Source organism: Bradyrhizobium sp. 14AA, assembly GCF_054185205.1.
Genome location: NZ_JAVAYM010000037.1, coordinates 1 through 12288, shown reverse-complemented (window position 1 = coordinate 12288; position 12288 = coordinate 1). Strand labels below are relative to the sequence as shown.

Genomic DNA, 12288 nt, shown 5'->3' with positions numbered 1-12288 from the left:
TGGAATACTATAAGCAAGCTTATGATTATTTTGTGGCGGATTATCGGGGCACAGTCCCGCGGCGAGAGCATGGCTGGCAGCCCTGCCGCCGGTCATGCTTTGGGTTCCATCGGCGAAATGCTAGAACGCGGGCCGCATGACCCTTGCAAAGCCGGCCTTTCCCGCGCCCGACCACGATCACGGCCGCTGCACCGCGGACGCGCTGGCGCATGCCGAGGAGGTTTGCGAGCAGCGCGCGCAGAAATTCACGCCGATCCGGCGCCAGGTGCTGGGAGCATTGCTGTCCAGTCATCGCCCGCTCGGGGCCTATGAGGTGATCGACGAACTGGCAAAATCGATGTCGCGGCCGGCGCCGATCACGGTCTACCGTGCGCTTGATTTCCTGATGGCCAACGGCCTCGTGCACCGCATCGAAAGCCGCAATGCTTATCTCGCCTGCGCCGCGCACGACCACGACGCGACCTCCGCGGTGGCGTTCCTGATCTGTGAGCGGTGCGGCCTGGTCGGCGAGATCCCGTCGGGGTCCTTTGCCGGGGATCTCAACGCCGCGGCGCGCAGCTCGGGGTTTGCGCCAAAGCTGTCCGTGGTGGAGATCACGGGCGTCTGTACCCATTGTCAGAAGACTTCTTAAAGCAACAACGGCACGAAGCCGGTTTTTCGGGAAGAGATGTCCTCACAACAAGCCATATCGTCAGCCGGCCGTCCGCTCAGTGCCGGCGCCATCGCCCTGATGCTCATGCTGTGCCTGACCTGGGGCTTCAACCAGATCGCGGTGAAGCTGGTGCTGCCGGACATCCCGCCGATGCTCCAGGCGATGATCCGCTCGATGGGCGCGTTGCCGGTGCTGTTCATCATCGGCACCCTGCGCGGCGTGAAATTCTTCGAGCGTGACGGGACCTGGAAGGCCGGCCTGATCGCAGGGCTGATGTTCGGCATCGAATTCGTGCTGATCTTTCAGGGCCTGCGCCTCACCTCGGCCTCGCGCGCGGTGGTGTTCCTCTACACGGCCCCGTTCTTCGTCGCGCTCGGCTCCTATCAGGTGCTCGGCGAGCGACTCGGCGCCTCGCAATGGCTGGGTCTGGCCATCAGCTTTGCCGGCGTCGCGCTCGCGATCGGCGTGCCGCAGCCCAACGTCGATTCGCATGTCCTGCTCGGCGACCTCATGATCGTCGGCGGCGCCGCGCTGTGGGCGGCGACGACGCTGGTTGCCAAAGGGACGCGGCTGCGCTTCGCCGCGCCGGAGAAGGCGCTGGGCTACCAGGTCGCGACCTCGATCCCGATCCTGGGACTGGCGGCCTGGTTGTCCGGCGAATCCATAGCTCACACGCCGGCCCCCCTGTCCCTCGCCCTGATGGCCTTCCAGGCGATCTGGGTGGTGGGAACCACGTTCACGCTTTGGTTCGCGCTGGTGAAGGCCTATTCGGCCAGCAAATTGTCGGCTTTTACCTTCATCACCCCTTTGTTTGGCGTGGTGGGTAGCTATTTCATCATGCACGACACCTTGAGCCTGGCCTTTGGGGCGGCGGCCGTCCTTGTAATCGCTGGGCTTTTTCTGGTTAACCGTCCCAGCTCATCGGCTGCGGCGCCGCGCGATGCATTGCTGAACGTCACCAAAACCTGATATTTGGACCTCATGAACAAGCTCGAAAACACCATCGATTCCGACATCGCGGGCCCCGCGCCCCGGCACAAGACCACCCAGGTCAAGGTCGGCGACGTCGCCGTGGGCGGCGGCGCGCCGATCGTCGTGCAGTCGATGACCAACACCGATACCGCCGACATCGACGGTACCATCGCCCAGGTTGCAGCGCTCGCGCGCGCCGGCTCCGAAATGGTCCGCATCACGGTCGATCGCGAGGAAGCCGCGGCCGCCGTCCCGCACATTCGCGACGGCCTGCTCAAGCGCGGCATCACCACGCCCTTGATCGGCGACTTCCACTATATCGGCCACAAGCTGCTCGCGGCCTATCCGGCCTGCGCCGAAGCGCTCGCCAAATATCGCATCAATCCCGGCAATGTCGGCTTCAAGGACAAGCGCGACACCCAGTTCGGCGACATCATCGAGATCGCCAACAAGAACAACAAGCCGGTCCGCATCGGCGCCAATTGGGGCTCGCTCGACCAGGAGCTGCTGACCAAGCTCATGGACGAGAACACCGCCTCGTCCAATCCGCGCGATGCGCGCGCGGTGATGCGCGAGGCCATGGTGCAGTCGGCGCTGCTGTCGGCTGCGCGCGCCGAAGAGCTCGGCATGCCCAAGGACCGCATCATCCTGTCGGCCAAGGTGTCGGCGGTGCAGGATCTGATTGCGGTCTACGAGGTTCTCGCGAGCCGTTCCGACTACGCCATCCATCTCGGCCTCACTGAGGCCGGCATGGGCACCAAGGGCATCGTCGCCTCCTCCGCCGCGCTCGGCATCCTGCTTCAGCAGGGCATCGGCGACACCATCCGCATCTCGCTGACGCCGGAGCCCGGCGGCGACCGCACCCGCGAGGTGCAGGTCGGCCAGGAGCTCTTGCAGACCATGGGCTTCCGCACCTTCGTGCCGCTGGTCGCGGCCTGCCCCGGTTGCGGCCGCACCACCTCGACCACGTTCCAGGAATTGGCAAGCTCGATCCAGGATTTCATCCGCGACGAGATGCCGACCTGGAAGACGAAATATCCGGGCGTCGAAGAACTCAACGTCGCGGTGATGGGCTGCATCGTCAACGGCCCCGGCGAATCCAAGCACGCCAATATCGGCATCTCGCTGCCCGGCACCGGTGAAGCGCCGGCTGCGCCGGTGTTCGTCGACGGCAAGAAGTTCCGCACACTGCGCGGGCCCACGATCTCTGCCGACTTCAAGGCGCTGGTGATCGACTACATCGACCAGCGTTACGGCCAGGGCGCCAAGGTGCCGGTGACCGCGGCGGAGTGATTTCACTCAGCTCACGCCTCACACTCTGCCGTCGTCCCGGCGAAAGCCGGGACCCATAACCACAGGCCGTGGTTATGGTGCGAGCTAGCAGTTCCCAATCTTCGCCAAACGCGGTTTTGTGGCTATGGGTCCCGGCTTTCGCCGGGACGACGGGTTATGTTTGCGGTGCAGATTGCACATCCATCACCGCGCGCTACGATGACTCCCAATCAACAATGATCGGGAGATATGCCATGAGCTCACTCGCCGGCAAGCAGGGCCCGCGCTATCGCCACACGACTGAAGACGGCGCGCCTTACGAGACCATCGCGGTCGAAAAGCTCACCCCCATCATCGGCGCGGAAATCTCCGGCGCCGACATCGGCAAGCTGGTCGAGGGCGATGCCCGTTCCAACCGGCAAATGGACGAGATCCACCGCGCGCTTGCCGAAAATCTCGTCATCTTCTTCCGTGACCAGCACATCACGCCAAAACAGCACCTCGCCTTCGGCCGCAAGTTCGGCGAATTGCACTTCCATCCCGCAGCTCCCCATGAGGACGAAGACCCGGCGCTGATGAAGATCTACGCCGACAAGAACTCGCCGCGCGCCAACGGCGAGGGCTGGCATTCCGACGTGTCCTGCGACCTCGAGCCGCCGATGGGCTCGATCCTCTACATCAAGCAATGCCCGCCGCGCGGCGGCGACACGCTGTTCGCCAACATGTACGCGGCCTATGAAGCGCTGTCCGATCGCATGAAGGCCTATCTCGACGGGTTGACTGCGCTGCACGACGGCGAGCCGATCTATCGTGGGCTCTACGCCAATTACGGCGTCGCAGATCGTCCGTCCTATCCGAACGCCGAGCACCCCGTGGTGCGCACGCATCCGGTCACGGCTAAGAAAGCGCTCTACGTCAACCGCGGCTTCACCCGCCACATCAACGGCATCCCGCGCGACGAGAGCGACGCGATGCTCGCCTATCTCTACCAGCACGCCGAGAATCCGCTGTTCCAGTGCCGCTTCCGCTGGAGCGAGAACGCCATCGCGTTCTGGGACAACCGCTGTACCCAGCACCGCGCGATGTGGGACTACTGGCCGCACACGCGCTCCGGCACGCGCGTGACGGTGAAGGGGGAGCGGCCGGTTTAAGAAGACGGTGCCGTAGGGTGGGCAAAGCGAAGCGTGCCCACCATCTCGCTGCACACGCAACAGGATGGTGGGCACGGCGCGCGAAGAGCGCGCCTTTGCCCACCCTACGAGGGCCGTTCTTGCGTTGACGTCTTCCCGCGTCCGCGCCAATCTTCCCAAAAACAAATCGGGAGGATTTTCCATGCTCCGCGCAGAGGACAATAAATTCCTGACCGAGGCCGGCTCCGGAACGGGCATGGGCGAATTGCTGCGCCGCTTCTGGATTCCCGTGCTTCTGTCCGAAGAACTCCCCGAGCCCGATGGCGAGCCGAAGAAGATCGTCGTCCTCGGCGAAGAGCTGCTTGCCTTTCGCGACAGCAGAGGCGTCGTCGGGATCATCGACCAATATTGCCCGCATCGCGGTGCCAATCTCTGGCTTGGGCGAAACGAGGAGTGTGGCATCCGCTGCGTCTACCACGGCTGGAAGTTCGACACCGATGGTGCATGCGTCGACATGCCGACCTCCTATCCCGATCTCAACGCCAAGAATCTCGTCCGCATCAAGTCCTATCCGGTGCGCGAATGGGGTGAGATGATCTGGGCCTATATGGGCCCGGCGGACGCGATGCCTGAGCTGCCTGACCTGGAAATGGCGCTGCTGCCGGCCAAACACCGCTACGTCAGCAAGAAATGGCAGGACTGCAACTGGGTGCAGGCGCTGGAAGGCTCGATCGACACCGCGCATTTCACTTTCGCGCATCTCTCCTTCGACAAGGAGGAGAACGAGATCCTGGATATCAAGAAGCATTTCGTGAATCCGCTTGCGCGGATGTCGAGCGACCATATGCGCTGGATCGCCGAGGACCCGCGTCCCGTGATCAAGATCGCACCGCACGAGGCGGGGCTGACCATTGCCGGCGGCCGGCTCACCGGCGGCGACAACATCTACTGGCGCATCGCGCAATTCCTGATGCCGTTCCACGCCTACGCGCCGAGCGCGATGCCGGGCGAGAACAGCTTTGGACAGACCTTCGTGCCCGTCACCGACACCAATTGCTGGATCTACACCTATGCCTGGAATCCGGAGCGCCCGCTAACGCAAGGAGAGCGTGACGCCTTTGACCGCGGAAACGGCGTCATCGCGGAGGTCGACGACAATTACGTGCCGCTGCGCCACAAGGGCAACGATTACCTGATCGACCGCAAGCTCCAGAAGACCAGGAGCTACACCGGCATCAAGGGCGTCTCGGAGCAGGACGCCGCCGTGCAGGACAGCCAGGGCCCGATCGCCGACCGCACCCGCGAGCATCTCGGCCCGACCGATCTCGGCATCATGCATTTTCGCAAGACCGTGATGGAGCTGGCGCGCGCGCTCCAGCAGGGCGAGCTGCCGCCGCAGGCCGCGCATCAGGATCGCTATGCGGTGCGCTCCGGCGCCTGCGTCACCAGCAAGACCAAGGACCTGCCTGCGGTGATGCTGGAACGTTTCGGTGACGTCGCCGGCTTCGTCGGCCGTCCCCGGATCGCGGCGGCGGAGTAGCGCCCGGTGCGACCGCGCAGCATCATCGCCGGGCTCCTCGCGTCGGCCCTGCTGTCGTCTCTCGCGCCCGTTGACAGCGGCGAGGCCGCTGCCGCGCGAAAGATTGCGAGGTCGAGGCCGAAGCCGCCGCAGCCACCGGCCAAATGCGAGATGCCGAAATTCCGGATCGTCGTGGATGTCGGGCATACCCCGGACTCCTACGGCGCGCTGAGCGCGCGCAATGATCCGGAGTTCGGCTTCAACTTCCGGCTCGCACGGCTGATCACGGCGAAACTCAAGTCGGAAGGTTTTGCCGCGACCCGTCTGCTCGTCACGGACGGCAAGGCGCGACCGAGCCTGTTCAAGCGCGTCGGTGCCGCGAATGACGGTCGGGCCGATCTCTTCCTGTCGATCCATCACGATTCGGTGCCGGACAAATTGCTGGAGAGCTGGGAATTCGACGGCGCAAAAAGCTATTTCAGCGATCGGTTTTCCGGACACTCGCTGTTCGTGTCGCAGCAGAATCCGCATTTCGCCACCAGCCTGATGCTGGCGCGGATGATCGGTCGGCAGTTGAAGGAGCAGGGCCTGCACTATGCCGGCCAATACACCCTGCCGGTGATGGGCCGCTACCGGCGCCAACTGCTCGACAAGGATGTCGGCGTTTACCGGTATGACGGGCTCGTCGTGCTGTCGCGGACGCGGAGTGCCGCGGTGCTGATCGAGGCCGGCTCTATCATCAACCGCGACGAGGAAATGACGATGAATTCGCCGGAGCGGCAGGAGACGATTGCGGGGGCTGTGGCAGCGGCGGTGGGGGAGTTCTGCGAGAAGCGGTAGATTGGTTCGTTGCTTCAACAGCCGTCATTGCGAGCGCAGCGAAGCAATCCAGATTCTTCCGCGGCGACAGTCTGGATTGCTTCGTCGCAAGGGCTCCTCGCAATGACGGGAGGCTACAGCGGCACTCCCCGATACTCCCTGTTCGCCAGGCTCGCTTCCTCCAGGTCCAGATCGCGCTCGATCCGCCGCCGCGTCTCGTCGGTGATTTGGCCGTCGCGCAGGAGGTCGTGAATGAATTTGCGCTCGGCATCGATCAGGTTGCGGGTCAGCGCGGTGCCGGCGGCGGAGACGTCGTGGCGGGTGGGATCGAGCGAATCCGGCAACTGGTTGACGCGGATCTCGTGGCGCGCGCGCAATAGCCGCATCACCTCCTCGGAGACTTCCTTCTCCGCGGTCAGCGCGTCGAGCGATTTCAGCGCGACATCGAGGGCCTGGCGGCGTGCGGCGATCTCAGCCTCGTGCTCGGCGACATGCTCGCTGCGGCCGGCCTCGGCGACGCCGAGCCAGCGCACCACCGGCGGCAGCGTCAGGCCGACGCCGATCAGCGTCACGAAGATGACGCCGAAGGCCACGAACAGGATCAGGTCGCGATAGGGAAAGGCCTCGCCATCAGGCAGCGTGAACGGCAGCGCTAGCGCAGCCGCCAGTGACACGGCGCCGCGGACGCCGGTAAAGGCGAGTACGAACGGCCATTGCCATGGCGGCGACGGATCGCGCGCGCGCAGCGACTTGCTGAGCATCCGCGGCAGATAGGTCGCGGGATAGAGCCACGCGAAGCGCGCGATCACGACGATCACCAGGACCAATGCAGTCGCGATGAGGATGTCGTCGAGCGGGAACGCCTTCGATTTTTCGTAGAGCGCGCGCATCTGGAAGCCGGTGAGCAGGAACAGCAGGCCCTCGATCAGGTAGATGATGAGGTCCCAGAAGAAGATGCCTTGCAGGCGCGTCGCCGACGAGATCAGCAGCGGGCCGTTCCAGCTCACGTAGAGGCCGCAGGCGACCGTGGCAATCACGCCGGAGCCGCCGACATGCTCGGGCAGCCAGTAGGAGACGTAGGGCGTGATCAGCGACAGCGTCAGCTCGACCTGCGGATCCCTGGACCATTTGCGGAAGCGCAGGGAGAGCCAGCCGACGCCGATGCCGAAAGCGATCTCGCTGGCGACGATGAGGAGGAACTCGCCGGCCGCGAGCGACAGCGAGAAATGGCCGACCATGATGGCGGCGAGCGCGAAGCGGTAGAGGATCAGCGCGGTGGCGTCGTTGGCGAGCCCCTCACCCTCGAGGATGACCAGCAGCCGGCGTGGCATGTTCAGCCGGCGCGCGATCGCGAGCGGCGCCACCACGTCGGGCGGCGCGACGATGGCCCCGAGCAGGAAGCCGATGGTCCAAGGCAGGCCGATTGCATAATGCGTGGCCGCCGCCACCAGCGCCGCGGTGAAGATCACCGCGCCGACCGCAAGCAGCACGATCGGGCGCAGATTTTTCCTGAACTCGCGCCAGCTCATCGCGACGCTGGCCGAGTAGATCAGCGGCGGCAGCACCATCAGCAGCACCAGTTCCGGCGGCAGCTCGACCGACGGCATGCCCGGCACGAAGGCGAGGCCGACGCCTGACAGCATCAGGAGAATGGCAGGCGCGGTGTTGAAGCGGCGCGCGACGATCGCGGTGCCCGCCAGCACCGTGAGCAGGATGAGAAAAGTCTGGAATTTCGCTGCGATCATGGCCTGTCTTGGCCCGGAAGCGGCCAGGAGGTCAATGCGCGACAGCTTACGACAACCGCTCGGCCACCATCCGGCCGATCCGCGCGAACACCGCCTCGATCTGCGCGGCCGCGGGCGTGCCGCCCTGGGTATAGGCGGCGATCAGGATCGGCGTATCGGATTTGGGCCAGGCGACCGCGATATCGCCCGAGGCGTCCTTGCCGTTGTTGCCGGTCTTGTCGCCGATTGTCCAGCCTGCCGGCAGACCGCCGCGCAGCCGGTTCGCGCCGGTCTTGCAGCCTACCATCCACTCCGTGAGCTGGGCGCGCGAGGCCGGCGACAGCGCCTCGCCCGTCACCAGCCGCCGCAGATTGCCGGCCATCGCCGATGGTGTGGTGGTGTCATGGGGATTGCCGGGTGGCGAGCGGTTGAGCTCGGGCTCGTTGTGGTCGAGCCGCGAGGTGGTGTCACCAAGCGATCGCCAGAACGCGGTGAGCGCGGCGGGGCCGCCGACCCGCGCGAGCAGCAAATTGGCACAGGTGTTGTCGCTGAGCTCGACGATCGCCTTGCACATCTCGGCGACCGACATTGCGCCGGCCGAAAGATTCTGCTTCGCGACCGGTGCGTAGTCGAGCAGGTCGGCCTTGCCATAGGGGATCATCGCCGCAAGCTGCTCCTCGCCACGATCGACCCGCGCCACCACGCAAGCCGCAAGCGAAGCCTTGAACGTCGAGCACATGACGAAGCGCTCGTCGGCGCGCCATGCGAGCTTTGCTCCGGTCGCGAGGTTCTCCGCATAGACGCCGATCCGCCCGCCGCTCTCGCGTTCATAGGCTTCGAGCTCAGGCGGCGCCTCCGCGGCGAACGCGGGAGAGGCGGCCATCCAGCACAGCGAGGCGAGCAGGGAGCGGCGGTCGAGAGGCATGAGGAGCTTTCAGGCGAGTGGTGACGGGAGATGTCGCGTACGCTTCAACCGCATCGTCAATTGCGAGCGAAGCGAAGCAATCCAGTCTGCCCCCGCGGAGGGATTCTGGATTGCCTCGTCGCAAGGGCTCCTCGCAATGACGCATGGAGAGAGTTGCGCTCGCAGCAATGACGGAGAATGAGGGGCGAGCGCGTCTGAATTCGGGCAGATGAAAGTCGAGTCCTCACTCCCTCAGGTCGTAACGATACGATTTCGATACGATCTGCCAGCCATCGGCCAGCTTCATCGCCACCAGATAGTCGGTGAAAAAGCGCGGCGGCAGCTGGCATCTGACCTTGATGAAGGCGGTCTTGTCGTCGGAGCGATCGATCGTGACGACGAAATCCTCGCGCGGCTTGCCTTCGGCCTTGCCGGAGGGGCGCTTGCGCACGCGGTCGAGCCAGTCGGGCACGGTCAGCACCTGAAGCTCGCCCTTCTCGACCCAGCGCAAATCGGCGGAGGGATGGAAGATGGCGCCGAGCTTTTCGGTGTCGCCCTCATAGAGTCCGTCGAAATAGGATTGCACGACGGCTTCGACGCTCGAACGGTTCTGGCTCATGGGTCATCCCTTTGAATGATGGCTTGGGGCGAACTTAGTCGTACACACCGAAATGCGCTATGGTTGTGTCAACCATTTGCGCGAAGGCGCCGTCATGACCGGATCACAAAATTCGAACGCTCGTATCCTGATCGGTGAATGCTATTGCCGCACCGTGCGCTTTGAGGTGGTCGACGCGTTCTCCTATGCGATGAATTGCCACTGCTCGAACTGCCGGCGCACCACCGGCTCGGCCTTCAAGCCGTTCGCCGGGATCACGCGGGACCAGCTCCATATCGTGAGGGGCGAGGACCAGCGCATCATCTACGGCGACGACACCACCCATGATGCCCACTGCGCCCGTTGCGGCTCGCTGCTCTATTCCCGGGTGCGGGACGGAAAGTGGGTCCATGTCGCCATGGGAACCCTGGTCGATGCCCCCTCGATCCGGCCCAGCGCCCATATTTTCGTGGGCTCGAAGGCGCCCTGGCATGAAATTACGGACGATCTGCCGCAATATCGGGAGCACATCGGGGTTGTCTGAGGGAACCCGGCCGGCACCTGTCTGCCAGCGAACCGCGGCCGCGCTGGCGAGACAAATAAAAGAGGGCTTTTCGGCTTGTCGTCGGTACCCCTTCGTGACCTCCATCACAAGCGCCGGCGGTGGATGTTGCTAAAGCGGTCCCAAAGGGTCCAAACGGCCCCGAACTTCGGAAGTCGTGTCATGCGCAATTTGCTCAGACTTTGTCCGCTTCTCGTTGCCCTCGCGCTGCTGTTCGGCGCCGGGCCCGCTTTTGCTGGTAAGCGCGTCGCGCTGGTCATCGCCAACTCGGCCTACCAGCACGTGCCATCGCTCGCCAACCCCGTCAACGACGGTGCGGTGATGGCGAAGACGCTCAAGGAGGCCGGTTTCGACACCGTCGATTCCCGGCACGATTTGTCCGCCCAGGATACGCGGCGCGTGCTGCGCGACTTTGCCGATGCGACCCGCAATGCCGACATCGCCGTGGTCTACTATGCCGGACACGGCATCGAGGTCGAAGGCTCGAACTATCTGATCCCCGTTGACGCCAGGCTGGAGCGCGACACCGACGTCTATGACGAGGCGCTCTCGCTCGACCGCATCCTGGTCGCGGTCGAACCGGCAAAGCAGCTGCGTCTGGTGATCCTGGATGCCTGTCGGGACAATCCGTTCGGCAAGACCATGAAGCGCACGATTGCCTCGCGCGGAATCGGCCGCGGCCTCGCCCAGGTCGAACCGACCAGCCCCAACACGCTGATCGCCTATTCGGCCAAGGCCGGCTTCACGGCGCAGGACGGTGACGGCGCCAACAGCCCGTTTACGGTTGCGCTGTCGAAGCATCTGACGACGCCGGGCCTCGACGTCCGCCGCGCCTTCGGCTTCGTGCGCGACGACGTGCTCAAGTCGACCGGCAACAAGCAGGAGCCGTTCGTGTACGGCTCGCTCGGCGGCGAGGACGTCCCGCTGGTGCCAGTCAGGGCGACAGCCGCAGCACCAGTGGCGCCTGTGGTGAACCCGCAGGCCGACATTCGCCGCGACTATGAGCTCTCGCTTCAGGTCGGCAACAGGGCGGCATGGGAGGCGTTCCTCGCCCAGCATCCCGACGGCTTCTATTCCAACCTTGCCAAGCTTCAGCTCGAGAAGATCGGCGCCGAGCAGGCCCATGCGGCGGCCACTGAGAAGGCGAAGCAGGCTGAGGCCGAGCGTGACCGTCTTGCTGCCGCCGGAGCGCAGAAGGATGCGCAGGCCAAGGCCGCGGCTGATGCGAAGGCCGCCGAACAGGCGCAGCTTGCCGCGCAGAAGGCGAAAGAGCAGGCACAGCAACAGGCGGCTGCCGCCGAGCAGCAGCGCGTCAATCTCGCCGCCGCGGCGCCGACCGCTGCGCCGGCCAGCACCGCGAGCCCCGCCGGTACCAACGTCGCCTCGCTGACGCCGGCGACCGCTCCGGCCGATCTCAGCCGCTCGGTGCAGACCGAACTCGGCCGCGTCGGCTGCTTCTCCGGCGCCGCCGATGGCAACTGGAATACGTCCTCGCAGCGGTCGCTGTCGCAATTCAACCGCTATGCCGGCACCAAGCTCGACGTGAAGGTGGCGAGCACCGACGCGCTCGATACCGTCAAGGCCAAACCGTCACGCGTCTGCCCGCTGGTCTGCGAGCACGGCTTCAAGGCTGATGGCGACAAGTGCACCAGGATCGTCTGCGGCGACGGCTATGCGCTGAACGACGACAATGAGTGCGAGAAGAAGCGCGCCGCCAAGCCGGCGTCATCGAAGCCTGCGACCTCGCGGCGCGACGACAGCCAGGACCGCCCCGCACGCCAGCGTCCGCAGATGGGTGCCGCGGGAGGTCTTGGCGGCATGGGCGGTGTCGCGGCCGGAATCGCAACCGGTGCGAAGCGTGCCTCAGGCGGTGGCGGCCAGATCTATTGCGACAGCAGCACCTGCCGCCCGGTCACCCGCGGCTGCCATCTCGAATATCGCGGCGGTGGCGGCCCCGGCAATGCGGCCAATGCCGAGCTGTGTAATTGAGCTCACTCGGTCGTCCCTGCCCCCGCGCGCAATTGCGCGCTAGGTGTGGAGCCTCAAGAGGTTGTCCTTGGACAAACCGAGCCTGCTGATCGGCGTTTGGGAGTCTATACCACCGTGGGGTCTGTGCCAGTTGTATTGGTGTAGCCA

11 protein-coding genes and 1 pseudogene are annotated in these 12288 nt (G+C 64.9%); 8 read left to right on the top strand and 4 right to left on the bottom strand.

Annotated elements, in window-relative coordinates; all coding sequences use genetic code 11:
- Positions 1-136: 136 nt before the first annotated feature.
- The 6 genes from RAD15_RS39630 (at position 137) to RAD15_RS39605 (ending at position 6385) form a co-directional block, all read left to right on the top strand.
- A complete protein-coding gene (locus RAD15_RS39630; protein ID WP_458184130.1) occupies positions 137-631 on the top strand; it encodes a Fur family transcriptional regulator in 495 nt (164 codons plus the stop codon).
- 36 nt (positions 632-667) lie between these two features.
- On the top strand, positions 668-1621 hold the full coding sequence (locus RAD15_RS39625) for a DMT family transporter (protein ID WP_458184129.1): 954 nt from the start codon (positions 668-670) through the stop codon (positions 1619-1621).
- A 12-nt stretch (positions 1622-1633) separates the two neighbouring features.
- Positions 1634-2917: a flavodoxin-dependent (E)-4-hydroxy-3-methylbut-2-enyl-diphosphate synthase gene (gene ispG, locus RAD15_RS39620; RefSeq protein WP_458184128.1), complete on the top strand. Its 1284-nt coding sequence runs from the start codon at positions 1634-1636 to the stop codon at positions 2915-2917.
- Positions 2918-3150: 233 nt separating this feature from the next.
- Positions 3151-4047 (top strand): TauD/TfdA dioxygenase family protein, encoded by an 897-nt coding sequence (locus RAD15_RS39615; protein WP_458184127.1) that lies wholly within the window; start codon positions 3151-3153, stop codon positions 4045-4047.
- A gap of 181 nt (positions 4048-4228) precedes the next feature.
- Positions 4229-5566: a Rieske 2Fe-2S domain-containing protein gene (locus tag RAD15_RS39610; protein WP_458184126.1), complete on the top strand. Its 1338-nt coding sequence runs from the start codon at positions 4229-4231 to the stop codon at positions 5564-5566.
- Positions 5567-5572: 6 nt separating this feature from the next.
- Positions 5573-6385 (top strand): N-acetylmuramoyl-L-alanine amidase, encoded by an 813-nt coding sequence (locus tag RAD15_RS39605; protein WP_458184125.1) that lies wholly within the window; start codon positions 5573-5575, stop codon positions 6383-6385.
- Between the two features lie 113 nt (positions 6386-6498).
- Here the strand turns inward: RAD15_RS39605 and RAD15_RS39600 are convergent, their stop codons facing one another.
- The 3 genes from RAD15_RS39600 to RAD15_RS39590 all read right to left on the bottom strand — a co-directional run bounded on the left by RAD15_RS39600 (position 6499) and on the right by RAD15_RS39590 (position 9611).
- Complete coding sequence (locus tag RAD15_RS39600) at positions 6499-8109, bottom strand: Na+/H+ antiporter (RefSeq protein ID WP_458184124.1); 1611 nt, start codon at positions 8107-8109, stop codon at positions 6499-6501.
- A gap of 46 nt (positions 8110-8155) precedes the next feature.
- Positions 8156-9013, bottom strand: a complete 858-nt coding sequence (gene bla, locus RAD15_RS39595) for a class A beta-lactamase (RefSeq protein ID WP_458184123.1) — start codon at positions 9011-9013, stop codon at positions 8156-8158.
- A gap of 223 nt (positions 9014-9236) precedes the next feature.
- A complete protein-coding gene (locus RAD15_RS39590) occupies positions 9237-9611 on the bottom strand; it encodes a nuclear transport factor 2 family protein (protein ID WP_458184122.1) in 375 nt (124 codons plus the stop codon).
- Positions 9612-9705: 94 nt separating this feature from the next.
- On the opposite strand from RAD15_RS39590, the gene RAD15_RS39585 reads away from it, so the two are divergent.
- Positions 9706-10134, top strand: coding sequence for a GFA family protein (locus RAD15_RS39585; protein ID WP_458184121.1), 429 nt, complete (start codon positions 9706-9708; stop codon positions 10132-10134).
- A 180-nt stretch (positions 10135-10314) separates the two neighbouring features.
- Positions 10315-12141: a caspase family protein gene (locus RAD15_RS39580; protein ID WP_458184120.1), complete on the top strand. Its 1827-nt coding sequence runs from the start codon at positions 10315-10317 to the stop codon at positions 12139-12141.
- A gap of 39 nt (positions 12142-12180) precedes the next feature.
- Here the strand turns inward: RAD15_RS39580 and RAD15_RS39575 are convergent.
- A pseudogene (locus RAD15_RS39575) lies at positions 12181-12288 on the bottom strand (IS481 family transposase); the annotation flags it as partial.